The 25,813-nt window shown below is 57.0% G+C and carries 25 protein-coding genes; 9 read left to right on the plus strand and 16 right to left on the minus strand.

Features of this window, described 5'->3' with window-relative positions; all coding sequences use genetic code 11:
• Nucleotides 1-5: 5 nt before the first annotated feature.
• From ACQZ6D_RS20350 to ACQZ6D_RS20395, 10 genes are all read right to left on the minus strand, one after another.
• Nucleotides 6-1,103, minus strand: a complete 1,098-nt coding sequence (locus ACQZ6D_RS20350; RefSeq protein WP_112182991.1) for a Rossmann-fold NAD(P)-binding domain-containing protein — start codon at nucleotides 1,101-1,103, stop codon at nucleotides 6-8.
• A gap of 100 nt (nucleotides 1,104-1,203) precedes the next feature.
• Nucleotides 1,204-2,679 (minus strand): MmgE/PrpD family protein, encoded by a 1,476-nt coding sequence (locus tag ACQZ6D_RS20355; RefSeq protein ID WP_448731721.1) that lies wholly within the window; start codon nucleotides 2,677-2,679, stop codon nucleotides 1,204-1,206.
• Complete coding sequence (locus tag ACQZ6D_RS20360) at nucleotides 2,612-3,568, minus strand: carbon-nitrogen hydrolase family protein (RefSeq protein WP_448730159.1); 957 nt, start codon at nucleotides 3,566-3,568, stop codon at nucleotides 2,612-2,614. The genes ACQZ6D_RS20355 and ACQZ6D_RS20360 overlap by 68 nt, the downstream gene beginning before the upstream one ends.
• Entirely contained in the window at nucleotides 3,565-4,215 is a 651-nt protein-coding gene (locus ACQZ6D_RS20365; RefSeq protein ID WP_112182993.1) for an RraA family protein, read from the minus strand. The genes ACQZ6D_RS20360 and ACQZ6D_RS20365 overlap by 4 nt, the downstream gene beginning before the upstream one ends.
• A 32-nt stretch (nucleotides 4,216-4,247) precedes the next feature.
• Nucleotides 4,248-5,114: a TauD/TfdA dioxygenase family protein gene (locus ACQZ6D_RS20370; RefSeq protein WP_003517335.1), complete on the minus strand. Its 867-nt coding sequence runs from the start codon at nucleotides 5,112-5,114 to the stop codon at nucleotides 4,248-4,250.
• A gap of 109 nt (nucleotides 5,115-5,223) precedes the next feature.
• Nucleotides 5,224-6,303: an ABC transporter ATP-binding protein gene (locus ACQZ6D_RS20375; protein WP_205650011.1), complete on the minus strand. Its 1,080-nt coding sequence runs from the start codon at nucleotides 6,301-6,303 to the stop codon at nucleotides 5,224-5,226.
• Nucleotides 6,300-7,103 carry an ABC transporter permease gene (locus tag ACQZ6D_RS20380; protein WP_112182995.1) on the minus strand — a complete coding sequence of 268 codons (804 nt, stop codon included), beginning with the start codon at nucleotides 7,101-7,103 and terminating at the stop codon, nucleotides 6,300-6,302. The genes ACQZ6D_RS20375 and ACQZ6D_RS20380 overlap by 4 nt, the downstream gene beginning before the upstream one ends.
• Before the next feature lie 9 nt (nucleotides 7,104-7,112).
• On the minus strand, nucleotides 7,113-7,997 hold the full coding sequence (locus tag ACQZ6D_RS20385; protein ID WP_003517329.1) for an ABC transporter permease: 885 nt from the start codon (nucleotides 7,995-7,997) through the stop codon (nucleotides 7,113-7,115).
• Nucleotides 7,998-8,008: 11 nt separating this feature from the next.
• Nucleotides 8,009-9,049 (minus strand): ABC transporter substrate-binding protein, encoded by a 1,041-nt coding sequence (locus ACQZ6D_RS20390; protein WP_112182996.1) that lies wholly within the window; start codon nucleotides 9,047-9,049, stop codon nucleotides 8,009-8,011.
• Nucleotides 9,050-9,125: 76 nt separating this feature from the next.
• Nucleotides 9,126-9,512, minus strand: coding sequence for a hypothetical protein (locus tag ACQZ6D_RS20395; protein WP_111835364.1), 387 nt, complete (start codon nucleotides 9,510-9,512; stop codon nucleotides 9,126-9,128).
• 420 nt (nucleotides 9,513-9,932) lie between these two features.
• Here ACQZ6D_RS20395 and ACQZ6D_RS20400 point away from each other — a divergent pair, with 420 nt between their 5' ends.
• From ACQZ6D_RS20400 to ACQZ6D_RS20410, 3 genes are read left to right on the plus strand one after another with little or no spacing between them, the layout of a single operon-like run.
• The gene (locus ACQZ6D_RS20400; RefSeq protein ID WP_111801743.1) at nucleotides 9,933-10,592 is read left to right on the plus strand and encodes an ABC transporter ATP-binding protein; all 660 of its coding nucleotides are present in this window, start codon (nucleotides 9,933-9,935) and stop codon (nucleotides 10,590-10,592) included.
• Nucleotides 10,589-12,997, plus strand: coding sequence for an ABC transporter permease (locus ACQZ6D_RS20405; protein WP_162633849.1), 2,409 nt, complete (start codon nucleotides 10,589-10,591; stop codon nucleotides 12,995-12,997). Before ACQZ6D_RS20400 ends, ACQZ6D_RS20405 begins: the two co-directional genes overlap by 4 nt.
• On the plus strand, nucleotides 12,987-14,054 hold the full coding sequence (locus ACQZ6D_RS20410) for a lipocalin-like domain-containing protein (RefSeq protein WP_111800636.1): 1,068 nt from the start codon (nucleotides 12,987-12,989) through the stop codon (nucleotides 14,052-14,054). Before ACQZ6D_RS20405 ends, ACQZ6D_RS20410 begins: the two co-directional genes overlap by 11 nt.
• A 355-nt stretch (nucleotides 14,055-14,409) precedes the next feature.
• Here the strand turns inward: ACQZ6D_RS20410 and blcR are convergent, their stop codons facing one another.
• Nucleotides 14,410-15,237, minus strand: coding sequence for an IclR family transcriptional regulator BlcR (gene blcR / locus ACQZ6D_RS20415; protein ID WP_111800637.1), 828 nt, complete (start codon nucleotides 15,235-15,237; stop codon nucleotides 14,410-14,412).
• Nucleotides 15,238-15,292: 55 nt separating this feature from the next.
• Here blcR and ACQZ6D_RS20420 point away from each other — a divergent pair, with 55 nt between their 5' ends.
• The 3 genes from ACQZ6D_RS20420 to attM are packed head-to-tail and all read left to right on the plus strand — an operon-like array spanning nucleotide 15,293 to nucleotide 18,765.
• On the plus strand, nucleotides 15,293-16,747 hold the full coding sequence (locus tag ACQZ6D_RS20420) for an NAD-dependent succinate-semialdehyde dehydrogenase (RefSeq protein ID WP_111800638.1): 1,455 nt from the start codon (nucleotides 15,293-15,295) through the stop codon (nucleotides 16,745-16,747).
• 20 nt (nucleotides 16,748-16,767) lie between these two features.
• Entirely contained in the window at nucleotides 16,768-17,928 is a 1,161-nt protein-coding gene (locus ACQZ6D_RS20425) for an iron-containing alcohol dehydrogenase (RefSeq protein WP_076846152.1), read from the plus strand.
• A gap of 45 nt (nucleotides 17,929-17,973) precedes the next feature.
• Nucleotides 17,974-18,765: an AttM family quorum-quenching N-acyl homoserine lactonase gene (gene attM, locus ACQZ6D_RS20430; protein WP_003517310.1), complete on the plus strand. Its 792-nt coding sequence runs from the start codon at nucleotides 17,974-17,976 to the stop codon at nucleotides 18,763-18,765.
• 335 nt (nucleotides 18,766-19,100) lie between these two features.
• Here the strand turns inward: attM and ACQZ6D_RS20435 are convergent, their stop codons facing one another.
• The gene (locus ACQZ6D_RS20435; protein WP_097169959.1) at nucleotides 19,101-19,817 is read right to left on the minus strand and encodes a class I SAM-dependent methyltransferase; all 717 of its coding nucleotides are present in this window, start codon (nucleotides 19,815-19,817) and stop codon (nucleotides 19,101-19,103) included.
• A gap of 83 nt (nucleotides 19,818-19,900) precedes the next feature.
• Here ACQZ6D_RS20435 and ACQZ6D_RS20440 point away from each other — a divergent pair, with 83 nt between their 5' ends.
• Nucleotides 19,901-20,665, plus strand: coding sequence for an AraC family transcriptional regulator (locus tag ACQZ6D_RS20440; protein ID WP_174007663.1), 765 nt, complete (start codon nucleotides 19,901-19,903; stop codon nucleotides 20,663-20,665).
• Nucleotides 20,666-21,359: 694 nt separating this feature from the next.
• Here the strand turns inward: ACQZ6D_RS20440 and ACQZ6D_RS20445 are convergent.
• The gene (locus ACQZ6D_RS20445) at nucleotides 21,360-21,965 is read right to left on the minus strand and encodes a TetR/AcrR family transcriptional regulator (RefSeq protein WP_111805088.1); all 606 of its coding nucleotides are present in this window, start codon (nucleotides 21,963-21,965) and stop codon (nucleotides 21,360-21,362) included.
• Nucleotides 21,966-22,026: 61 nt separating this feature from the next.
• Here ACQZ6D_RS20445 and ACQZ6D_RS20450 point away from each other — a divergent pair, with 61 nt between their 5' ends.
• A complete protein-coding gene (locus tag ACQZ6D_RS20450) occupies nucleotides 22,027-22,896 on the plus strand; it encodes a DMT family transporter (protein ID WP_173995512.1) in 870 nt (289 codons plus the stop codon).
• Between the two features lie 69 nt (nucleotides 22,897-22,965).
• On the opposite strand, the gene ACQZ6D_RS20455 is transcribed toward ACQZ6D_RS20450, so the two are convergent.
• Nucleotides 22,966-23,394, minus strand: coding sequence for a GNAT family N-acetyltransferase (locus ACQZ6D_RS20455; RefSeq protein WP_448730158.1), 429 nt, complete (start codon nucleotides 23,392-23,394; stop codon nucleotides 22,966-22,968).
• A gap of 413 nt (nucleotides 23,395-23,807) precedes the next feature.
• On the opposite strand from ACQZ6D_RS20455, the gene ACQZ6D_RS20460 reads away from it, so the two are divergent.
• Complete coding sequence (locus ACQZ6D_RS20460; protein WP_035201502.1) at nucleotides 23,808-24,308, plus strand: MgtC/SapB family protein; 501 nt, start codon at nucleotides 23,808-23,810, stop codon at nucleotides 24,306-24,308.
• An 83-nt stretch (nucleotides 24,309-24,391) separates the two neighbouring features.
• Here the strand turns inward: ACQZ6D_RS20460 and ACQZ6D_RS20465 are convergent, their stop codons facing one another.
• On the minus strand, nucleotides 24,392-24,796 hold the full coding sequence (locus ACQZ6D_RS20465) for an OsmC family protein (protein ID WP_003517291.1): 405 nt from the start codon (nucleotides 24,794-24,796) through the stop codon (nucleotides 24,392-24,394).
• A gap of 220 nt (nucleotides 24,797-25,016) precedes the next feature.
• Nucleotides 25,017-25,445 carry a GNAT family N-acetyltransferase gene (locus tag ACQZ6D_RS20470; RefSeq protein ID WP_236762352.1) on the minus strand — a complete coding sequence of 143 codons (429 nt, stop codon included), beginning with the start codon at nucleotides 25,443-25,445 and terminating at the stop codon, nucleotides 25,017-25,019.
• Nucleotides 25,446-25,813 lie beyond the last annotated feature (368 nt).

The raw sequence follows: 25,813 nt of genomic DNA on the forward strand, positions 1-25,813 counted from the left end.
ATCTCTCAGTGGGCCGCTTTTGCAACCGTCGCTCCGCCGGCGTTATCATCAGTGACGCCTGACAAAGTCTCATAGACATGTGCGGCCACATAAAGGTCCAGCATGGGCAAACCGACACAGGTGATGTGGACAGGTTTTTCCTGTGCGATCTCCGACGGATCCAGAACCGCCGTAATTGACCGGATGCCGAGAAGTGGTCCCAATTGCTCCAGCGTCGTTCCTTTCCGCGAGAAGTGAAGCGCGAGGCTTTGCGAACCACGACGCGACACCATCTCCACATCGTCACACAGAACGCTACCGCACCGCAGCGCCCGTTCCAAATGTCCCGCGGGTGTTTCATCTCCACCCAGATGAAGCACGGGAGCGTCGCCTATCTCACTGGCCTCGAAGACGGGAGCTTTGGCGTTTGATGCAGTAATCACAAAATCGCATCGAACGAGATCGGCGTTGTCCCGAACAGGAATGATGTCGAAGGTTACCGTCTTTTCCAGCGATCTCGCGAGCCGTATGGCTGAGTCAACTGTGCGGCTACGGATAAAGACTTCGCGAATCTTTTCCCCGTGGCATCGATCGAGCGCCAGAACGATTTTTTCAGCAATCGGTCCGGCGCCGAACAGGAAGACAGACATATCTCGACGGCGCGCGAGCAGTCGTTCAAGAACAAACGTCGCATAACTCGCCGTCCTGGCGGCGGAGATGCCGGTTCCATCGAGCAGGCAAAGAGGAAGGAGGGTAAATTTGTCCAGGAGGACAATCGTGGACCGTGACCGTGGAAGACCGAGCTGGCGATTGAGGGCGTTTGCGCCAACGATTTTCACCGCCCCATAGCGGCTGTTGACGCTTGAAAGGCAGGACAACTTCCAGCCAAGGCGCTCCTCCAGCGATACTGAATCCTTGATCAAGGGATGCCTGTCAATCTCTCCGGGGGTGATGGAGAGCACGGATTTCGTGCCGTACGCGGAACCGCGCGCAATGTCGTCCCATGCTTTGCCGGCAACCTCATGGACGATCTTGCCATCGAGGAGAGCCTCGTTCACGGCGATATCTGTCGCGCAGTAACACGGTATGTCTGACAGGCTTGGACTGATAATTCCTCCACTCATGCGAGTTCTCCTCGAACATTCGAACGAGAGGATTTCAGCAGGAATCAGCGGGAAATAAAGCCAAGATTAGCTATCATTTATGCGACAATATTCATTCCGGTTACATAGGACTGTCCACGGACTGAGGCACGCCTCTTGGTGTGCGGATCGTGTCCAGCAGAAACCGCAGGTCGTCTTTTAACTCGAGCTGCTTGAGGAACTGCAGTAATTCCAGTTTTGCGTTCCCATCCAAACGCCCCGCCGACAGGCGCAAAAACTTCTTCTCCAGAAACGAAGGCGAAAGTGGATTGGCAGCATCGCCCTTCGCAACCTCGACATTGGCCTCCACCACGCGGCCGTCGAGCAGGTGAAGACGGACCTTTGCCCCGTGATGATGGCTCAATCGATCCGTGGGTCTCAGAGGAAAGAGCCGGATTTTTGACGTCAGCTCGCGCACTGTTTGATCCAGGAACCGGGAAGGCTCGAACCATTCCGGACCGGCAGCGTGTCCGAGCACGCCCATGGCGATTGAAAAAGGTGCGCTGAACTGGGCCGCCCAGATGTCGCGGGGTTTGGGATCATTGAACGGGGGACGGCAGACGATCTCGGAGGCGAAGACCTCGACTTCCCTGACGTCATGACCGTTGCCGTGAACAGCCGCGACGGCGAATGCCTCAACGGCAGCTTCGACGCTGCTTTGAATGATCCTGCAGCAGCTAAACGCCTTGAAGCCGACGTCTTGTATTTCGTAGCGAATACCGGGCCCGATTTTCAGCTGCGACAGGTCGACGCCATCGGCTCCCGCCATCCGCCAGAAACCGGTGTCTCCTTCGAAAACGTCAAGAGGCCCTTCAAATCCGGCACGAGCAAGAAAGGCTGCGTTGACGCCGCCCATTGCTGCGGTCGCAAAATTGTTTTTCGCCATTGTCGGTGTGGCCCCGTAAACGGTTTTCATGACTGACGCCACAGGTGCATTTGCAGCCGCGATTGCCAGGGCATGGGCCGCTTGCTTATGATCGAGTTTCAGCAGTTTCGCCGACGCGGCGGCTGCGCCGAATATTTGCCAGGTGCCATGGCCATGGACGGTCTTGCGCGGTCTGTTGTGGCGGAGCGACATGCCGATGCGGCATCCCACTTCGTAACCGGCGAAGATTGCAGCAATCAGGTCGCGCCCTGTGGAGCGCGACCGGTTGGCAACCGCGAGAGCGGCAGCAACCACTGTCGCCCCAGGATGCCCCTTCCAGTAGATGTCATCGAGGTCAAGGGCGTTGGCCAGAGTCGCGTACTGAAATGCGTGCCAGGCGGGATCTGGACGGGGAGGGTAAGCGGAACCTCCGGCGATGTCAGCCGAAAGCCGTTCCAGACCCGGCGCGACCGGGGTTTGGTGACCGCCGAAAAAGCATCCGACCGAGTCCATCAGGCAGAGCTTTGCTTTCTCTACCACGTCCGGCGGAAGGTTCTCAAAACACGCATTCACGAGGCATTCGGCAAGGGTCTGCGTTGCGGGGGTCGTCATGGCGCTCTCTCGACTATTCACACGAGGCAGGCAGGTCTGTCTTGCTGCGGCAAGTCGAACATAGCCCGTCGCAGGCAGCATTTTCGACTACTAGATGTTGAGCTGTTGGTGACGGCGTTTCAGCAAGACCTGCCCGAGATGCTGCGCTTGGAAACTGCTGACGATGGCGCTCCATGGGAATAAGCCGGCGCACATCATTTATTCGTTGGCTGTCCAGCCGTGCCGTTGCAATGCCGGTTCCATCCGAGGCGCGGGCGATGACTTGTCCCCACGGATCGCAAACCAGAGAGTTGCCGAAACACTGCCGGGTCTCGCCGCCGGCGGCAAGGTAACTGCCCCATTGGCCGCACGCGGCAAAATAGACCTGGAACTCGATGGCGCGTGCCCTGCAAAGGACGTCCCAATGATCCTTTCCGGTCTGCATCGTGAAGGCAGCCGGCAGAATGACCAGATCGACCTTGTTCTCGGCAAGTTGATCGAACAGGCGGGAAAACCGGAGGTCGTAGCAGATGGCGGCTCCGATCCGGAAGCCGCCAGCCTCGTAGACAAAAAGGTCGTGCCCTGGTGCGACCGTGACGGACTCGCGATAGGCCTTGCCGTCGGGAGCCACAATGTCGAAAAGATGAATCTTGCGATAGCGGCCGACTTCCCTGCCTTCGGGATCGAACACAACGGTGGTGTTGTATATTCGCTCTTCCCCGGGAACACGCTCGAGCATGCTGCCGGCATGGAGCCATAATCCGTGCCGGCAAGCAAATTCCTGCGCCATCCGGTAAGCTGCACCACCGGGCATGTAGTCTGCCGCCGCCAGCTTTTCCGCGGCGGTACCGCCTGACCAATCGAAATGTTCCGGCAGGACTATCAGATCCGGCACCTCCTCCTTGACGGCCTTGAGCATCAAAGCCTGCGCCTGACGCAAATTTGCCCTGCGGTCCGGCTGAGAGTTCATTTGAATGAGCGATATTTTCATTGGGATTGCCCCTCATCGTACGCGAAGATTGAATGGCCTGCCGCAAGATGGGCACGCAGCCGAGCGGACCGTTCTTGACGCTTCAGCGCCGCCTCAGCCAGGCTGCGCATCCGTGAACGGTCTGCGACGAAGATCCCGGAAGTGTCTGCGAGGACCGCGAAACCGGGAAGCACCGCGGTGCCGGCGCAGGCGACGGGAACATTGATGGAGCCACCAGTCCGGAATGCCCGGTTCGTCGTTTTTGCCGAAACTCCGCAACACCAGACCGGCAGGCCTGACGCGACGATTTCCTCGACATCAGTGCAGGGTCCGTCCACGATAATTGCAGCAGCGCCACGCGCTTTTGCTGCTGTCGCGACGCCGCCGCCGACACAGGCGATATCGTCCCCATCAACCCGCGCGATAACGAGAATATCGCCGGGCCGGATGAGGTCGATCGCCTTATAGATGATCACTCCGTCGCGGCCTGGTGCCGCGACGGTCAATGCCTGCCCGATGACCTTCGCAGGAAGGACCGGACGGATGCCTGTGTTGAGAAAGCCAAAATGCTCGGTATGTCCGATCGTTGCAGTTTCAACATCCTGCAGCAGGACACAAAGGTCCGTTGGAAGGGGAGCCCCTCCCTTTTCTATCCGGTACTCTTGCATGATTAAGGTCGCTTTTCTTAAGCTTGAGACGATCAGACCGGACGTTCGCCGGAGGTCGTGGTCCGGTGCATGATCCGGATCGTGTTGGGATCAAAAGAATCCCGCCGATGCATGGTGCAACGATTGTCCCACATCATGATGTCGCCTCTCGTCCACTTCTGGACAAAAACCTCGCTTGTTTCGGTCGTGTGCTGCCACAGGCGCTTCAGCAGGTCATCGCTTTCATCAAGTGGCATCCCGACGATCCATGCACCTTCAGCCGTTCCACCAAGATAAAGCGCCTTGCGACCGGTTTCCGCGTGAGTGCGCACCAGCGGATGGACAATACCGTTCCATTCCCGGAAATCCTTGCTGGCAGGCTTCACCTTGCCAAGCCGCAATTTCCCGGTTTTGTCGTAGACGTTCTGGAAGAATATCTGCCTGCCATCGATTGCCTTGCGAAACTCTTCCGGCAATGCATCGTAGGCGCGATAGGTGGAGAGAAAGTAGGTGTCCCCACCTTCCGCCGGCACCTCCACCGCACGCAAGATTGCACCTGCTGGCGGGCGCTCGTAAAACCAGGTATCCGTGTGCCAGGTCGCCTCGCTGTTGCCCATGGCACCGGAAGGCTTGCCGTCTTTCATGGTATTGGCGATAACAAGGATTTCCTTGTGTGTCGGATGTCCACCCTCCTGCAACTGCTTGGGGTGAATGACGAACTCGCCGAAGTGACGGGAGAAAGCGACTTGCTGCTCGTCAGTGATGTTAGCGGCCTTGAAACGAAGAACGCCGTAGTGCAGCCAGTATTTGCGAACTTCTTCAATGTCCCTTTCGTCATAGTTGTTGAAGTCGAACCCGACGATGTCGGCACAAACGTTGCTTCCGTCCTGTACGGCCGATATTCTTTGAGTGTTGAGCATTTCCTGTTCCTTCCTTGGAAATTTCCATCTCTGCAAGGGAAGAGTAGCGTTACTGACCTTCGTATCTCCAATATCAATTTCAGTGCATTGATAGGAATACACGATCAATTTAATCTTCAAGTAGCTGTACAGCCTCGGGATCAATTGAGAGACGGACAGGATGACCGACCCTCAAATCGGGCAGCCGCGTCGATCGCACGAGTGACTTGAGAACGGTCCCGTTCGTCAGGGTGACGAAGCAATCACGATACGCCCCGAGGTTGACGATCCTGGTTACGGTTCCATTGAACGTATTGGCAGGGGAGGGTAATTCGGTTCCCCGGGGCGTGAGACGGACGGCTTCCGGTCGCAGGCAACAGTACCGGACGACATCGGGATTTTCCGGCGACACGACGATCAGTTCAAGACCGCCCTCGACAACAGCAATCGTCGCTGCTTCATCCCGTCTCAGCGATACGATCGGAAGCAGATTTGATTTCCCGATGAAATCAGCGACAAAACGCGACTGTGGACGGTCATAAATATCGTCCGGCTTACCTTCTTGCGCCACAAGGCCACCATGCATGACCACGATGCGGTCCGACATCGCCATTGCCTCGTCCTGGTCGTGGGTGACATAAATGAAAGTCATTCCGAGCTCCTCCTGGATTTCCTTGAGCTCAATACGCATCGCCTCTCGCAGTTTGAGGTCCAGGTTGGACAAGGGCTCATCCAGAAGAAGTAGCGACGGTTTCGGCGCGATCGCTCGGGCAAGCGCAGTGCGTTGTTGCTGACCGCCGGACAATTCCTTGGGATATCGCTGTTCGAAACCCTCGAGATGCACACGTTTCAAGGCCGACTGCACCTCGGCCTCGGTTTTATCTCTTGAGCAACCTTTCATTTTCAGGCCAAAGGCGACATTTTCGGCAACCGTCATATGCGGGAACAAGGCGTAGTTCTGAAAAACCAGTCCGATCCCGCGCTTTTCCGGGGGGACACCCAGCTGGCTTTGCCCCCGGATCCGGATATCTCCGCTGGAAGGATCCGAGAAGCCCGCGATCATGTTCAGGGTCGTTGTCTTGCCGCAACCGGACGGACCCAGGATGCTGACGAATTCGCCTGCCGGGATCGAAAGATCAATATTGTCGACGACGCGGTTGGCACCGTAATTCTTGGTGATCGCGATCAGTTCTATGTCCATTGTGCTCATTTGCTTCCACCATGTATCTGTGTCGAAAAACCGCCGATCCGCTCGAAGAGAAAGACGGCCGCGAGGATAAAGAAGAGGGAGGTGACGTTGACTGCCGCCAGAACCGGATCGAGGCTGTATTCAAGGTGATTGATAACGGTAATGGGAAGTGTCGTTTCGCCAGGCCGGACGAGGAAGACCGACAGGGGAATGTTGTTGAAGGAGAGAATGAACGCGAAGGTCATTCCTGAAAAAAGGCCGGGCTTGATCAAGGGCAGCAGGATGTAGCGGATCCTTTGCAGCTTGCTTGCACCCAGAACACGCGCCGCAAGATCAAGGCGTTTGTCGAAATTGAACATTGCACCTGCGATCATCCGCACAACGAATGGCAAGGTGAGTATGACGTGTGCGATGATCAGGCCGGGCGTTCCGAGAAGACCATAAAACCCGGTCGAGGAAAGGAACAGCACGATTGCCACCCCCTTGACGATCTGCGGGACGGAAAGCGGAGACAACAGGAATGACATGATAGTGGCATGGCCCGGGCATTTTTCGTAGGCGACCGCGAAGGCTGCCAGAAGCCCAAACAGTCCGCTGAGAACCGTTACAATCAGCGCGAGCTCGACGCTGAGCAAAAATGGGTCGATCCAGCGGCTGGTCAAGAGCGCGCCATACCACTTCGTTGTCCAGAGCGATGGTGCAAAAACGATCTTTGCGGTCGGGCTCACGGATGCCACCAGCACGACCAGGAGCGGGAGCGTGATGAATGCAAGGATGAGCGCCAGCGAAGTCTTGAAGGTAATCGACAAAAACCGGTTCACGTCATTCTCCTAGAGATGCAGCTTGTTATGGAGGCGCGCTTCAATGCGAGAGCCAATGAAGACTGCGACAAGCATTGCCGCCAGCAACACATTCGCCATCACCGCAGCGAACGGCCAGTCGATGTAGAAAAGGACCTGCTCGTAAACCATCGTTGCGAGTACCTTGAAGCCCGCACCGCCGAGGAGTGCCGGGGTCGCATAGGCACTAGCAGCCATCGTGAAAGCGATGAGCAGCGAACTGACGATGCCTGGAATGGAAAGCGGCAAAACGATATGGCGGAGTACGGCCGGACGCGAGGCCCCCAGGACTTGCGCGGCCTTTTCGAGATTGGGATTGATGCCTTGCAGGCTTGTCAGCAAGGAAAGAACCCCGAAGGGCAGAACGACATGCGTCAGACCAGCGACGACGCCGAACATGCTTCTCGACAGTGGCAGTGGGTCAGAGATCAACCCTGCCCATATCAGCATCGAGTTCACAAAGCCGTGGTCCTCCAGGATTACCAGCCAGCCGTAAGTGCGCAGCACAACACCGGCAAGTTCGGGCGCAATCGCAAGTGCAAACACGACTGTGCGCCAGCGTGACGTCGAACGTGCCAGGTAATATGCGAGCGGATAGGCCATAACGGTCACGCAAATGGCAACCAGACCGGACATGAGCATCGTCCGGCCAAGACCAGCCAGCATCAGATCGTCGGAAAAAAACCGCTGATAGTTGGCTGTTGTCCATGCCTCATCATCGGCTCCTTGAAAGCTCATCCCGACCATCATGCCCATTGGCACAGCAAAGAAGATCAAAAGTACCGTTGCAGGTGGCACTAGAGAAAGATAGGGCCGCAGCGTAAAGGCCCGGCGTCGCGCAGGTTCAAGTGGCGACAGGAGTTCCAGCGTTGTCATTGTGCCCTCCCTTATTTCGCTGCCGCGATCACTTCACGCTCCCAGCGAGCTCCCCATTCCGGCAGTTTGGCTGCGACGGTGGAAAGATCAGGGAGAAGAAGGGTCTTTAGATCGTCCTCGGTGGTGATCTGACGGGCGCGAACATCATCGGGAACATCGATATCAGTGCGGGCGCTGCCGACATTGTAGCCCGTGACCCACGCCTCCTGGCTGGATTTCTCGAGAAAGAAATTGACGAATTTGTTCGCCATTTCTTTATTGCGGGCGCCAATCGGCACATTCAAGGTCGCAACGAGCGGGATCGTCCCTTCCGTGGGCCTTACGTAATCAACCGGTAAACCGCTGTCGACGAGCAGCTGCGCACGCCCGTTCCAGAATGGCATGGCCCAGACTTGGCCTTCTTTCATGTAATTCTCCATGATTGAGGAAGACTGTTCGAAGCCGATCGATTGTTTTGCAAGTTTGCCCATCGCCTCGAAGCCGGGATCGACGTTGTCGATAAGATCGCCACCGTTCGCAACCGACATGATCTCCATGAGATAGGCAGCCATGATGTTCTGGAACGTTGGAAGGATAACCTTGCCCTTCAGTTCCTCGCTGAAAAATGCCGACCAGGAGGTTGGTGTGGATTTGAGCTTGTCACTACGCCACAGAAGCGACAGGTACTGAATTTCGTGGACAGCACCGCAGGGGCCGGCGATCCTGCTGATTTCAGGGTTGAGTTTCGCAATGTTGGGTACGGTTTCCGGCGAAAACTTCTCCAGAAGACCATCGCGGCAGCCATCAAGCGACTGCGAGGCAGTCATGACGACGACATCGAAGCCCGGTCGTCCACGCGTCGCCTTGATTTTCGCAAAGTCTTGCGACGCGGATCCAACCGCGTCGTAGATAACCTTCACGCCGAATTCTTTTTCGAAGGGCTCGATGATCCGATCCCGGATGATATCTTCGTAAGGTCCACCATAGCTGTTGACGATCAACTGCTCTGCGTCTGCAGATCTGACCAGGCCGGTTGCAGCTACAAATGTAACAAACAGGATTCCACGTTTCATCGTTCGCCCTCGTAATGGATTGATTTTTCGCAATTTGCTGGCAGACATTGGCTACGCTGCCGCGCCAAATCCAATATTAGTTTTTTATTATTGATCGTATTTCGCGAATAATTGCGTTTCCGACATGCCGGGATTTGAGCAAGACCGAGAGGCAGTCACACCTGTTCTCCGCGGACGGAATTCCGGTGCGCTCAGAAATTCCTGGAATTTTGAAGGCTGGTGGCAACTGAAGAGAGAAGACCGGGGACGCCTTGCGAAGATCGCAAAAAAGACCAAACCAGAAACGATAATGGTCATCCTTACCGTCGCCACGTGCTTCGATGGCGCACCATGCCGCTGCTGTCGCAGCATAAACCCCATAGTGATCACGCATCACCTCAAAGGCGACAGCGGCGTGTATTCCGTCGCAGGTTTCTACACGTACGAACGGCAAGGACGGCGTTGCAAAAGATTGTTCCGACATGACGACTCTCCAATGAGAGTCCGGCCGAGTTTAGAAGTTGCTTGTGGCCGGACATTGCCTTGGCGACCCTCGCCGTCCGGATGCACACCGCCTGTCATGTTTCCACAGCATAGGACAATTCTTCAACAGGGTGAAGCCTGTATGCGCCTGTCATGTGAGCCAAAGTAATCGGATGCCCGCGACTGACATGGATACTCCTAAGTTTTGAGGAGTTTTGCCTCGGAAGGCTACGGCGAGTGTTTTTTGTGTCGGGTGCCATCTCACGCTCGGAACGGGAGGGGGGAGACGCCAGATGGGAGGGCGACTTTACAGGCAGAAACGGTGCGGTCGTTTAGGCTGCGCGTCGAATATCGGTATCTAAACCGGTTGAGATCCGCCAGCATATCGGTCCATATAGGACGAAGCAGAGATCGAAGAGCCATGGTCCTTTCACTTTCCGGCATCAAGAAATCCTACCAGACAGCCGAAGGCATTATCCCGGTCCTGAACGGCGTCGACCTTTCACTTGAAGCCGGCGAAAGTCTTGCCCTGACGGGGGAATCCGGCAGCGGAAAGAGTACGCTTTTGCATCTGGCCGGCGGCCTTGATTTGCCCGACAGTGGCATCATCACGGTGAGGGGTCGGAAAATAACCGATCTCGACGAGGCCGGTCGAGCGAGCTTCCGACGCCGGGAGGTGGGCTTAATCTTCCAGCAGTTCAATCTCATTCCGAGCCTCGATGTCGGATCCAATATCTCGTTTCACGCCCGGCTGGCGGGCCGTTTCGACCCGGTCTGGGAAAAAAGCCTGGTCGAGGCGCTGGGGATCGGAGAGCTGCTTGCACGCTATCCCGAACAGCTCTCCGGCGGTCAGCAGCAAAGGGTGGCGATCGGACGTACGCTTGCGGCAAGACCGCCCCTCATTCTTGCCGATGAGCCGACAGGTAATCTCGACGAGGCGACGGCTGATATCGTCATCGATATTATGTTGAGACTGACAAAGTCCGCGCAGATCACACTCCTCCTGGTGACCCATTCCAGCCGGTTGGCGGTAAAACTCGATCGGCGTATCGTGCTGAGTGGCGGGAAGGTTTCGCAATGAACTGGACCGCTTTCCGGGCGCTGCTCTCACACTGGCGCTACCGACCGCTTCAGCTTCTCACCCTCATTGTCGGCGTCACGCTTGCAACCGGCCTTTGGTGCGCGGTCCAGGCAATCAATGCCGAAGCCAGAGCAAGTTATGACCGGGCGGCCTCGGTCCTGGCGCAAAACCAGCTGGATCAACTGGTGGCAAAGGACGGCGGCAGAATTTCCTCGCAAACATATGCCCGGCTTCGAAGGGCAGGTTTGCACGTCTCTCCGATCATTGAAGGCGATTACAGGTTTGGTACGACGCGTATCAGGCTTATCGGCATCGACCCCCTGACCATGCCGTCGGACGGAATGGTGCCTGCACCATCTGATCCGTCCGGGCTGGTGGAATTCATTCAGACGCCCGGACAGATGATCGTTTCTGCTGCAACGGCTGCCACATTGAAAGATACCTCTGGCCTTACCATTAAGGCACGAGCGGATCTCCCCGATGGCGCAGCATTTGTCGATATTTCCACGGCTGACCGCATGTTGAAACGCAATGGTGAACTGAGCCGGCTTATCGTTTCGCCATCGCAAGACCCCGATCTTCCGACGATCGGAAACATAGCCCCTGAACTTTCACTCGAACAGGCACAAAGCAGGCCCGATGTCGCAAGCCTCACGGACAGTTTTCATCTCAACCTGACGGCTTTTGGTTTTCTTGCCTTCGTTGTCGGTCTCTTCATCGTGTATTCCGCAACGGGCCTGTCGTTCGAGCAACGGCGTGGATCGTTCAGGACCATGCGGTCGCTCGGGGTCTCGCTTCGCTCCTTAACCGTGATGCTGGTTATCGAAACCGCGCTCTTTGCACTGGTATCGGGAGCGCTCGGCATTGTTGTCGGATACGTGGTCGCATCGGCTCTGTTGCCGGGCGTGGCCGCGACCCTGCGCGGCCTTTACGGGGCCAGTGTTGCCGGTTCACTCTCGCTGCGCCCTGAATGGTGGATCGCCGGCCTTGCAATGGCGCTGGTGGGGACCGGGCTCTCCTCGCTCCAACATCTCCTCCGCGTCTGGCGGATGCCGATACTGTCCACGGCACAGGGCAGGGCGTGGGCGATGGTGTCCACGAAAAGCCTCCTCCATCAGGCGGCCTCCGGGTTGGTTCTGCTTTTTGTATCTGGCTCGCTTGTCCTGCTGGGCGGCGGGCTCATTTCAGGTTTCGCAGTGCTTGCAGCGCTTCTTCTGGGCGCTGCACTCATTCTTCCAACCTTGCTGGCACTGGGCATGAGAGTGGCCGAACACATCTCCGGACACGGACTGACCCGCTGGTTTTTCGCCGATACGCGCCAGCAACTGCCGGGTCTTTCCCTGGCGCTGATGGCATTGCTGCTCGCTTTGTCGGCCAATATCGGGGTCGGCACCATGGTCTCAAGCTTCAGGCAAACATTTGTGGGATGGCTCGATCAGCGCCTGGCCGCAGAGGTCTATGTGACGGCCCGTGACGAGGCTGAAGCTGCGCGTTTGCGGCAGTGGTTTCCCCACCACGCAAGGGCGGTTCTACCCATCTGGAGTACGGAAGGGGAAATTTCGGGGCAGGACGTCCGCATCTTCGGCGTCGCTGACGATGCGACATACAGGGATCATTGGCCGTTGATTTCGGGTGCGCCCGCAACATGGGACGAGATTGCGAGCGGGAAGGGTGCACTGGTCAACGAACAGTTCTGGAGGTCAGGAAAGGCGTCGCCCGGCGCAGAGATAGAAATGCCAAGTGGCTGGAAAGCCCGGGTCGTCGGGGTGTTTTCCGACTATGGCAATCCGAGGGGCGAGATCATCATTGGTCTTGATGCCCTCGTCCAGCACTACCCGGACATTGAAAAGCTGAGATACGGCCTTCGCATGGAGCCAGAGGATGTTGCGGGCTTCAGACAACGCCTCATGACGGAGTTCGGCCTGCCCGAAGCCAATATTGTAGACCAGGCCTCGTTGAAACGGCAGTCTGCTGCAATCTTCGAACAGACGTTTGCGGTCACCGGCGCGCTTAATGTGCTCACGCTCGCGGTGGCGGGTTTTGCCATGTTTTCGAGCCAGCTTACGCTCGCTTCACTTCGACTGCCGCAGCTTGCTCCTGTCTGGGCACTTGGACTTCGTCGCCGCGACCTTGCGATGCTGGAGGTCCTGCGAACTCTTGCTCTATGGCTTGTGACATTCATTGCCGCCATTCCTGTCGGGCTGGGACTGGCCTGGGTTTTGCTGGCAATCATCAATGTGGAGGCTTTTGGATGGCGACTGCCGCTGATCCTGTTTCCGCTAGACTGGCTGAGGCTGGGTCTTGTTGCCCTGCTCGCCGCCATCATTTCGGTCCTGATCCCTGTTCGACGGCTTGCTAAAACCGCGCCGGCCGATCTTCTGAGGATATTCGCCAGTGAACGCTAAAGCCGTCCTCCTGCTCCTTTGCGCTTCATGCACTTCCTTGCCCACGCCGGTCATGGGGCAAGGCTTTGCGGGCCTCGGGTCAAATGCCGAAGGCTTCAGCATTCCCACACGCGGCGTTGAAATCGTCTTTCCAAAAGACCACAAGGCACATCCCGGTTTCAGGATCGAGTGGTGGTACGTTACTGCAAATCTGCAGACGGCCGATGGACAGCGCATGGGCGTCCAATGGACACTCTTTCGTTCTGCGCTTGAACCTGTCGAGCGCCCCGGATGGTCCGACCCTCAAATTTGGATTGGCCACGCAGCCGTGACGACTGCCAGCCGTCACCATGTTGCCGAACGGCTGGCGCGGGGAGGCGTGGGACAGGCGGGGGTCAAAGGCGAACCCTTCGACGCCTGGATTGACAATTGGCAAATGAAGGCAGGGACTGACGATGCACGGGACGACCTCGATCAGATCGATTTGAACGCCAATGGCGAGAGCTTCCGATATCGTCTGAAACTTCAGGCCCACGGGCCTTTGGTGCGTCAGGGGGACAACGGCTACTCGGTTAAATCGGCAGAGGGCCAGGCAAGCTATTATTACTCCCAGCCATTCTACAGTGTCAGCGGCAGCGTCTTTCTTGATGGTGAAACTCATGAGGTAACGGGCGAGGCGTGGCTCGATCGGGAATGGTCGTCGCAACCGCTAGCCTCGAGCCAGACGGGATGGGACTGGTTTTCCCTTCACCTCGCATCCGGCGAAAAACTCATGGCCTTCCGTCTGCGTGACGACAAAAGCGGCTACATCTCCGCTAACTGGATTTCCGCCGATGGAAGGCCGTCTCCCGTCGATCCGAAAGACGTTTTGCTCAGTCCGTTGCGAACCGCGGATATCAACGGAAAGAGCATTCCGGTCGAATGGAGCGTGAAGATACCCAGCCGTGGCCTCGACATAAAAACGAAGCCCCTGAACGAGAAAGCCTGGATGGCGACGTCAACCCCCTACTGGGAAGGGCCAATAGAGTTTGATGGAAGCACCTCAGGACAAGGTTATCTGGAGATGACCGGATATTAGCCAGTTCAACTGCGTTTGCCGAAATATCGGCTGGAGCAAGGCCTGAGCTTACAGACGCCGCCTTATCCGGGCCGGCGCGACATCCCGGACAAGCTCCGAAGTAGTCGTCTTGTGATGACAACCCATTGTTCGGCTTCGTCCCAGCCAGGAATAAGGCAACGCGGTGGATCGTGCATCTGCGGACCGAAGTCTTTTCCCTTGGTGCTCAATACATCGATGATGTCTTTTATGTTCTCGACCGGAACTGCGCTCGGCGCAGCCGTACTCGGGACAGGGGCTACCTAGGGTATCGGTGCACTGGCCCCTACAGCAAAGCTGGGCTCGTCGGCATCGACCATACCCCTACAGGTTACGACTAATCTTTCTGCGATCGGTACCCAAGCTTTTCAGAAAGCGCGTTGGCAGTGGTGCGAAGCTCCTCACCAAGGTACGCGATTTTTTCGTCGCTGGCTTCGCTGCGGATCAGACTGATCGCAATGCCGGCAGATGCGGCTCCCGAGTAATCGCGTATGGCAGCCCCAATGCAAAGCATACCTTCGCGGATCTGACCATCGTCGATGGAGTAGCCGCGAGCGCGCGTCAAAGCCAGTTCCTCTTCAAGCTGCGAAAGGCCAGCAACGCTCCTTGATGTCAGAGGCTGTGGAAACTGAGAGAACAGCATCCTCAATTCACCGGGCCCCAGATCGGACAGGAGGATCTTCCCGGTGGCCGTAAATGGCGCCGGCAGACGCATACCGATCCGAAACGTGTGTCCAAGCGGCTGGGCCGAGTTGCGACAGCCAATGTAAACGACTTCGCCACCCTCGCGGACGGTGAGGGTCACCGTGTAGGGATCGAGGTCGTGGCGCTGGGCGAGATGGTCGTTGAATGTCGATACGATATCGAGGTGCGATAGAAAACCGTTCGCCCATCTGAGCGAGTGAGGTCCAATACGCAGGGTTCCATCGGCAGATCGCGCCAGAAGATCAAGCTCAGTCATCACCGCAAGCAAGCCATGCGCGCTGCTTTTGGGCAAATCCAGAAATCGTGTCAGCTCGGCGGCTGTAAGGTCCCGCGGGGAACCTGCCACAAGATCCAGAATACGCACGGCGCGTCTGAGTGCCGGTACAGTGTCTGATATTTGCGACGATTGTTGATCTTCAGCCATGCACCTTCCTTGACACACTTGGCCCCTTTGGCCCATAGTTCACTCTAATGATTCAAGTTCAATTAGCTGAACTATAGTGCGGGAGAGGTCGATGATCAAGCTAAAAAATGCGGCGCTGTTGCGTGATGCCTGCCTGTTGAATGGTCGCTGGCTGAAAGCTGCGGATGGCAAGACGATTGCGGTGGAAAATCCCGCCAACTCGATGATCATCGGTCACGTTCCTTCATTGTCGGCAGATGAGGTTGAAGCTGCAGTCGAGTCAGCAGGCAAGGCATTTTCCGAGTGGAGCCGCCGGGCTGCGAAGGACCGCGCTGCCATATTGCGTCGATGGTTTGATCTCATGGTAGCGAACGCTGATGATCTTGGTGCGTTGATGACTTCCGAGCAGGGAAAGCCGTTTGCGGAAGCAAGGGGCGAAGCCCTTTATGCGGCATCTTTCGTGGAATGGTTCGCGGAGGAAGCCAAACGTGTTTATGGCGATACCATTCCTTCGCCGACCACGGATAAGCGCATTACCATCCTGAAGCAGCCGATCGGCGTCTGCGCCGCGATCACGCCATGGAACTTCCCGGCCGCGATGATCACCCGCAAGGCGGCCCCGGCACTTGCTGCAGGCTGCACGATGATCGTCAAACCGGCTGAGCAGACCCCTCTCACCGCACTTGCTCTGGGTGTTCTCGCCGAAGAAGCGGGCGTTCCCGCCGGTGTCTTCCAGGTGGTTACGGGCGCCGCACGCGATATCGGCAAGGTATTTACCGAAAGCGACACGGTGCGAAAGATCTCCTTTACCGGATCGACTGAAGTCGGTCGTCTGCTGATGGCGCAATCGGCCTCGACGATCAAGAAACTGTCGCTGGAACTTGGTGGCAATGCGCCTTTCATCGTCTTTGATGATGCCGATCTGGATGCGGCCGTTGAGGGCGCGATCGTTTCGAAATACCGCAATGCCGGACAGACCTGCGTGTGCTCCAACCGGATCTATGTCCAGGATGGTGTTTACGACGCATTCGCGGAAAAACTGGTCAAAAGGGTCGAAAGCCTGTCCGTCGGTGAGGGCACCGAACCTGGTGTTCTGATCGGTCCACTGATCGACCAGGATGCCGTGGCAAAGGTCGAGGATCACGTTGCTGACGCCCTTGGCAAGGGAGCAAAGATCGTCACCGGTGGAAAGCGCCATGCTCTTGGAGGCACATTCTACGAACCAACGGTTCTGACTGGTGCAACCCAGGCCATGAAGGTTGCCCGTGAGGAGACCTTTGGACCCGTCGCCCCGCTCTTTCGGTTCGGGACGGAAGACGAAGCGGTCGCCATGGCGAACGACACCGAATTTGGTCTGGCGGCCTATTTCTACACCGAGAATGTCCGCCGGACATGGCGTGTCGCAGAAGCGCTCGAATACGGCATGGTGGGCCACAATACAGGCCTCATCTCCAACGAAGTCGCACCATTCGGTGGCGTGAAGCAGTCCGGCTTGGGCCGCGAAGGCTCGCACTACGGCATCGATGAATATCTTGAAATCAAATACCTGTGCTCGGCCATCGGCTGAGATCACGCTGGGAGGATCAGATGACCATCAACCCTTTCGAATTCCGCACCGTTCCCTCCATGCAGGTTGCCTGGGGTGGCGCCCAGCGCCTCGGAGAGATTCTTTCCGGCAGGTTTCAGGCGCGCAAGGCGCTGCTGATTACCGATGCAGGTCTCATCAAGGCCGGCCTCATCAAGCCGATTGCTGACGCACTTGCGGCCAGCGGCTTTAACGTCACGATCTTTGACAAGGTCGTTGCTGATCCGCCAGAGCACATCGTTGCCGACTGCGTCGAGTCCGCAAGGCAGATCGGAGTCGATATCGTCATCGGTCTTGGCGGGGGCTCATCGCTCGATATCGCCAAGCTTGTGGCTGTCCTTCTGGTCTCCGACCAGACGCTTGCCGACATGTATGGGATCGGAAACGTAAAGGGATCACGCCTGCCGCTCGTGCTGGTGCCGACCACGGCCGGTACAGGTTCGGAAGTCACAAACATCTCGATCATCACCACGGGCGAAACCACCAAGATGGGGGTCGTTTCCCCGCAGCTTTACGCTGATTTCGTTCTTCTGGATGCTGAACTGACGGTGGGACTGCCGCAGGTCCATACGGCTGCCACCGGTATCGATGCCATGGTGCATGCCATCGAGGCTTACACCAGCAAACACAAGAAGAACCCGCTATCAGATGCTCTGGCGCGCGAGGCACTGCGTCTGCTCGGTGCAAATCTGATCGCCGCCTGCAAGGACGGCACCGACCGGAAAGCCCGTGAAGGCATGCTGTTGGGTGCGACATTGGCAGGTCAGGCTTTCGCCAACTCACCGGTGGCCGCCGTCCACGCGCTCGCTTATCCGCTGGGCGGCCATTATCACGTGCCACACGGGCTTTCCAATGCCCTGATGCTGGGGCCGGTTTTACGCTTTAACGCGAAGGCTGCAGCGTCGCTTTATGCGGAGCTTGCCGACGTGCTGGGTGTTCCGGGTGAAGGGGATGCGGCAACCCGTTCGGATGCGTTCGTTCAGCATATGGAAACGCTGATGGACGAAAGCGGCGCGCCGCGGCGTCTGCGCGATGTCGGCGTGACGGACAACACGCTCGCCATGCTTGCGTCCGACGCAATGAAACAGAGCCGTCTGTTGGTCAATAATCCGGTCGAAGTCCGCGAAGAGGATGCGCTTGCGCTCTACCGCGAGGCGTTCTGACCCATTTCTTACAGCAATATCTTCAGTCCCAAGGGAGGAAAACGAGTGACCGATATCAGACTTTACATGCTTCAGTCGGGTACGCTGAAATGCAAGGTACACAACATCAAGATGAACCAGGGGAACGGTGCGGACTATGAGATCCCCGTTCCGTTTTTCCTGATTACCCATCCGGCTGGGCACACCGTGATCGATGGCGGCAACGCGATTGAAGTTGCAACGGATCCGCGTGGCCATTGGGGCGGCATCTGCGATGTCTATTGGCCAGTGCTGGACAAGGACCAGGGCTGCGTTGACCAGATCAAGGCGCTTGGTTTCGATCCGGCCGATGTCAAATATGTTGTGCAGTCGCACCTGCATCTCGATCATACCGGCGCCATCGGTCGCTTCCCCAACGCAACCCACATCGTGCAGCGCTCTGAATATGAGTATGCCTTTACGCCCGACTGGTTTGCTGGCGGCGGCTATATCCGCAAGGACTTCGACAAGCCGGGTCTGAAGTGGCAGTTCCTCAACGGTACGCAGGACGATTATTACGACGTTTACGGCGACGGCACGCTCACCACGATCTTCACGCCCGGTCACGCGCCCGGCCACCAGTCCTTCCTGGTGCGCCTGCCAAACAGCAAACCGCTTCTCCTGACGATCGATGCTGCCTACACACTGGACCACTGGGAAGAGAAGGCTTTGCCTGGCTTCCTTGCCTCGACCGTTGACACGGTCCGTTCTGTTCAGAAGCTCCGCACCTATGCCGAAAAGCATGATGCAACAGTCGTCACCGGCCATGACCCTGACGCCTGGGCGAACTTCAAGAAGGCTCCCGAATTTTACGCGTAAATAGAACGCGCAAGTCAACGGCCAGATACGGCGAGGTTGCATGCAGCCTCGCCGATTTTTATCATGTGAGCCAAGGGCACCGAGTCGAGCGGGACCGTGTATTTCGGCGCATCGGCCTTTTCCGGATATACGCCTTCGTTCAAGTCGCTCGCGTTGTCGCTTCGAATGCCTGAAAGCTATCCTCTAGCTGCGCGAGTGTGCTCATACGGCGTTTTTCGCCCCGGCGTTACGTTGAGCCATCGGGGTTCGGGCTGACAATTTGCCAATACCGGATGGCTTAGAGTGAACTTGTCTCTTTGATCCAAACTGTCTGCAAATCGAGCAGATTATGGCGCTCACTTAGCGTTCCCCACGTGTCGGGCAAGCCATGCTCCCCAAAACAGGCTTGCAAAAAACCGAAGCGGTTCGTTGAAACCAACGCCCTCCAGCAACGAAATGACCTCGTCTTCCGATCGGGGTGGCTCCGCGCCCTGCAGAATCTTGCCCATTTTGGTCTGGACCTCTTCAGGCCCGGCGCCGTTCATACGCCAGCGTGCTGCCCAGGCTGCCATGAGCAGGGGCTGAGACGCATATGCCCGATAATTCCCCGCCACAATCAGGGGCGCGTCAGGATACAGCCGCATTGCAATCTGCGCCAGAACATCCTGCTTTGCGGCGTTCCCTGGCAAATGGTGCAGCACGCCGATCATGATTGCAGCGTCAAACGATGGAGCTCTATCCAGATCGGAGACGGTTCCGAGGACGGTCTCCACCCGGTCAGACACTTCGGCCCTGACCAGATGATCGCGTGCAAGGTTGAGCATCGGTGCTGAAGGATCGACGGCGACAAAGGACCATTGCGGTTCCAGCCGAGCGGCGGCGATGATTTCGCCCGCCGTACCGCCAGCCCCGACAACCAGCACCCGTGCCGCCGTTCCTTCGCCCAGAGCTGCAGACAGCATGCAGGCGGAAAGCTCGTGGCAGGCGTCATATCCGGCCAGCGCTATCCTACTTTGTCGTGCGTATTCCCCTGCGCGGGAGGCGTCAAATTTGGCTGCAGAATCCTGTGTCATGCTGTCTCTTGTCTGTTTCGACGTGCTGGCGTGCTTCGCTCAGGGAGGATACAAGATTTGCGATCAGGAAAGGGAGGAAATACATGACTGAAAGTTCAGATTCCGGGCGAAAACATGATCGGTTGACGGCTTTCCTGAAAGCCTTTCATCTTGGCGCATCACGTTGCGATTGTGCTGAAGCCGCTAACCTCCTGATCATCAATGTCCATGGCGCAGGTGAACCGACCCATCTGCTTTATCGCGCCAGATCCACGGCGTCGCTGCCGGATGGCGCAGCTATATGCGCTGGCGCCACAGTGGATTTTGGCGGTAGTGCCAATCCGTTGGTCGGTGCACTGCCAGACGAATTGTGCCTTTCACTGGCCAACGAACCGGAATTGCGCGGTTTGTGTCAACTGATGGTGGCCGAGGTCGAGGTCGCCCGCTGTGGTGGCGGTACTATCGAGGCGCGTCTATGCGAGATCATCGTCGTGCTTGCGATCCGCAAGGCAATAGCGATCGGCACGGTCGATGCGGGATTACTGGCGGGTCTGGCGCACCCCGCACTGCATTCCAGCCTTGTGGCCATACATGACAATCCGGCGCGAAATTGGCGGATTGCGGACCTTGCCGCCATAGCGGATATGTCGCGCGGACAATTCATTTCCACCTTCACGCAAACCGTTGCCCAGTCGCCTATCGCCTACCTCAATGGCTGGCGCCTGGCGCTCGGACGAGCAGAACTGCGCGCCGGACGAAGTGTTAAATCGGTCGCCGCCGGGGTCGGCTTCGGCAGCGCCGCCGCATTTTCCCGCGCCTATTCCCGCAAGTTCGGCTCACCGCCGGCCCAGAGCAAACCACGACCATGAGGCAGAGGATCTTAATTCCCTACAGCGCTTCGGCCCTCTCGGCCAATACTGAGGCCACTTTCCAGGGCACGACCGCCGATGCTAGTGTCGAGTGGCACGATCTGGGAGAGAGTTTCCCAGAGGAACGTCCGATTTGGCGACCGTCATGTTTCTCACACGAGATCTTGGGGAAGCTGCGAGCGCGGTATGAGGACGGAGCGCAAGCCAAGCTTTTGGATTAGTTGCTCGCGGCGGCTTTTGGGAGTTGGCGTTCTGGCGCCAAACGGCCAGAATGGGATCGGGTCTGGCAAGCTGGCAAAGCGGCTTCAATCGGTCGTTCGGCCCGCATTAAGTTCACGGAAGCTTCCGTTCGCTAAACCAGCCGATCCTCACAAACGCATCGGTTCACCTTTGAATGCGAGCTAACTAATGGCGTCGACGAGGCGACCCATCGGTTCCTCTTCAGGCGCGCGATCGACTTGCGCGAGAACGCGGAAATGGCAACGCTGCTCTATTGCATGCGTCGCTACCTTTACAGCTAAGGCCCCCCCGCGATGATTGCTTCCGGGAAGTCAGCCCGCATAGTGAACGGCGATAATGGGGTCGGCTCCGGCCAGTCGGCAAAGCGCCTTCGTGTCGGTCACAGAGGCCATCATGGGACGCGCCTGAAAGCAGGCAACGCTTCGCAGCGGCGTAACACGTCACCTGTGCGCCATTAGCGGACATCCAGCTTTGTGGGGGAAACCAAACGTCTCAGCACGATTTCACGGAAGCGCGTGAACGCAGACGCGCCCTCCTTTGCCTTAGCTCGAATGAGCGCCCCCTCGTAGGCGTCCACGATACTGGCTGTTAAATCATTGATGTTCTCTTCAATGTCGATATCGCCATCCTGCTGCGCAGCGGCCAGCACCCCTTGAATGCTTTTCTCCCAGCGTGCGAATGACGTAGCGAGCGTATCAAGAACGACTGCGCTCCGGCCCGCAGCGCCTTGGGCAATGATGCCATAAAGGCAGCCTGCATACGGAGCGTCCGTCCTGTATTCGGCTTCAAGAGCTGCAAAATAGGCGTCGAGACGAGCCAGCGGACGGAGCGAGGTGTCGGTGAAGAAGTGCTCCCTCAGGCGACGGTACTTTTCCTCGTAGGCTTCGATGACCGCCACGACGAAATCATCCTTGCTCTGGAAGAAGTAATAGAACGACCCTTTCGGGACATCGACGGCCTTCAGGATCGGGCCAATCCCCACACCCTCATATCCATGGGCCAACAGTTGCCGCATGCCTTCGGAAATGAGCCGATCTCGCGTCGTAAATTGACCATCCATAACTAGACCAATCGTCTACAAGGCTGCTTATACACATTTCTCTCCGTGGAGCGAGCTTCGTATGAGCATAGCACGCAGTCGGCTTGTCGGCATCTACCTGGTGATTTCTTCTGCCGTTCTGTGGAGCACAGCCGGGCTTTTTGTGCGCATCGCCGACATGGATGTCTGGTCAATGATCGGCTGGCGGTCGGCCTTCTCATTAGTCACGCTCGGCGCTTTCGTATTGTACCGCCGAAGATCAACGAAGACAGGTGGTAAAGGAACTTTCGGCATGCCCGGCTTAGCCGCATGTGCCGTGTCGACAATAGCGGCGATCACCTACGTTGCGTCTTTGCAATGGACCACCGTCGCTAATGTCATGACAGTGTACGCCACGCTTCCATTCGTCGCGACTGGTATCGCCTTTTTGTGGCTGAAGGACCGCGTGACATACCGCTTCATAATCGCTGGTTGTCTAGCGTTCCTGGGGGTAGGTATTTCGGTCGGAGCGGCGATGTCGGCAAACGACATTCTCGGCATCCTTGCTGCATTTGTCATGACGACTGGGTGCGCCACGCAGATTGTCATCGCCAAACGGTTTCCGACTATGGACTCGACTATGATGACGGTCTTTGCCGCTTTGGCATGCTTTTGCATCGCACTTCCTCTCATGCAGCATTCGATGCCGACGCCAACACAGCTCCTTGCATGCGCATTCTATGGAATTTTCACGACGGGCATTGGTTACGTGCTCTTGTTGCTTGGTTCTCGACGGGTCGCTTCAGGTGAAGCTGGACTACTTTCCATGCTTGATGTCATCCTTGGTCCGATATGGGTTTGGATTTTCTTCAGCGAGGAGATCACGCTGCCAGTCCTGCTGGGCAGTGTAGTCGTTTTGACTTCCGTCTTTTGGTACCTTTTACCGGGCCGTAACATCGCTGCCGCCGTTTGAGCATTGTCCGCAATGGGCCGACTGCCGTCTTCCGCTTTGCGCCAATTGCGGCCGTCTTGCAAGCTCGTTTCAAGGTTTAGCCGAAGTAACCCGATATGCCATTCCCAGCGATCGCGGAGCAGTTTCTTTGAAGCCAAATTTTTCGTAGAGTTTGTTCGCCGGAACGTCCGCGATCAGACTGACATAGGCCGAGACGGGCAGCTTTCGCGAGACATACGACATGATTGTCTGCATGATGGTTTTCCCCAGTCCTCGTCCCTGATGGTCGGGATGAACAGCGATGTCGACAACCTGGAAAAAGCAGCCTCCATCGCCGATCAATCGCCCCATCCCGATTGCCGCGCCTCGATGCATGACAACGACCGAGTAAACCGTACCCGTTAGCCCTAACCGGGCAGCCTCTGGCGAAAACGCACTTAGCCCGGCGACAGAACGAAGATGCAGGTACTCTTCTACTGTCGGCAAACGGGACGCGGTGCTGTATTGCGATTGTTCCATCTTATCGGACGCTTTCCAAATTGAGCCCATAAAGTAGCGATTATTTGCCACTCCAAACAGGGTCAGTTGTCAAGGGACGTTCAGGACCGAGCTCGACTTCCTCTCCGGGCCGAAGGTCGTCTTCCGCTTCGCGCCTTCATTCCAGTCACAGACACCGTGTTTGCCCGTACCTAAATGCAGACATGGCTTTACATCCCGGTGCTTGCTGCTTGCGCTCGCACGAGCAATCGCTCCGCTGGACGGTTGGGGGAAGGCATCCTGCGGCAATTGACGGTGCGAGACGGCTGTTATTCCCCCTATCGGCACAAAAGTTACCCTCACGGGTGACGATGGCGGCAGTGAAGTTGCCAACGCAGCGTTTGTATGGCACCTCGTTTACATGCCAAATTTGCGAACGACATAAGGATGCGACCGTGGGAGACGAAGTTTGGGGGACGTTAGTCAAAGAATTCTCTGATGTTCCAGACGCGTCGGCCATAACTCGCATCACTGTGCGCCTTGTGATCGCGGCGGTACTCGGTGGGGTTCTCGGGTTCGAACGCGAGAGCAAGGGCAGAAGTGCTGGCTTGCGGACTCATATGTTGGTTGCCGTAGGTGCTGCACTTTTCGTTTTAGGTCCACTGCAGAGCGGCATGCAGATCGGCGATCTCTCACGGGTACTGCAGGGTGTCGTTCAAGGAATAGGCTTCCTCGGCGCGGGTGCTATCATAATCCGCTCGGCGCAGCGGGAGGTAGAAGGGCTCACCACAGCGGCCAGTATCTGGGCGACAGCCGCGATTGGTGTAATGGCCGGCCTGGGAATGGAGGTAACGGCCGTCTTATCGACCGCGATCGTCTTGGTCATTCTCGCAGCGGTGCCTCACATCTTGCCCACGCCATCCGAGACGGACTCAAAGTCTAGTGGGGACGATTGACCGTAGGACGACAGCGAAGATGTTTCGGCCTCAACTCAATCTGTAGCAGGTACCGCGAAAAGGCTGAAAAGCGCCAAAAACGGTCATGCGACCTGTATTATCGTCGGGATCCCGCGATTGAGGGAGTTGGCGACTGTGCACACCGACCACGCATGATCGATCAAGGCTTTCGGATCGGAGCCGTCCGATGTCTCGCACTTTACAGATAGCACGGCTTTGGTGGCGACCAGCGGTACACCCTCTAGGTCAAGTGTCACTGTTACGGCAATTTGTTCGATTTTCACGCCACGTTCATGGGCGACATAGCGTAGGTCATTACAGTAGCAGCCTCCTATTGCTAGAGCGAGCATTTGGCCGCCATTGAAACCGAGACCCAATCCCCCGGCCTTGCCTTCCGGCCGATCGATGACCACCGTATGGCCGCCAGCCCAACCCATCGCTGCCTCAGTGCCGGCGACGTTCCGCAACTCGATGACCGACCGCACCATCACATAACTCCGTCCATGTCTGAGCTTTGCAAGTTCGTGGCAAACGTTGGCGTGGTCAACTGTGTTTTCGAGCCTGTTCTTTAAAAGATGAGGTTTGAGGCCGCTCGGGGCGGCGGCCAGTTTGGCGAGAGTGCACCAGAAGCGGCCGTTCCGGCAACGGAGAGTCCAACTTATGGCTGGGTGCCGTTGAGTTAAGGAATGCCCGCAATTTCGGGAAATGCTACACTTCTGATGTCCACCATGTCGAAGCTAATGAAAGGTTGGCTTGGCTCAATAACGCAGTTTTGGCGGCATCCCGTTGAGCGCCAACTACCACAACTTGTGCGAACCCCCGCCGATTTAGCTCCGATTTTGCGCGCTGCAACAATGCTGCACCCGCATCGTGCCAACGATCTTTAGCAGCAACGCAGAAGTCATCGATCAAAGCGGTCGCCCCACCCGGATCGTATACTTGCGGAGTTGGAAACTCTCGCGCGATAAGAAAACCGACGATCAGTGTGTTCTCAACGGCGACAAGAGACACGTTGTGCTCATCAGAGAACAGTTTTTCAAACCATGAAAGAGTCGAAGCAGCTGAGTTAGCGGCTTTTTTCCAAAAGCGCGGCTCGTAGTTCTCGTATTCTTTACGTCTTGCTTCGACAAGCTCCACGCACCGGAGCGCATCCTCTTTCGAGGCATTCCTAATTTGCATCTGGCTAACCTTGTGGCTGCATTCATCTGCGATGGCAGCCAGTACAGTGTGGCAAAACACCTCTGTCAACATCTGCTATGGGCCAACGGCCGACTTGGCGCGGAAGCGCCAATTGCGGACATATAGCGTGCTGGAAAGAATGATGAACTCAGCTCAGCGATAAGCCTTCTTCAAGTATGGACTGCTTCACCGCATCCCGTTCTTTTACGCGTTCATACCAGCCTCTGAGGTTGAGAAGATCGTCGAAATGGATATCTGCACCATAGTATGACTTCAGCCATGACGCTTGTCCCCAGCTTGTGAGAGCGAACAGATATGCATCGGCG

The sequence above is a fragment of the Agrobacterium sp. 22-3639C2 genome (assembly GCF_053522105.1).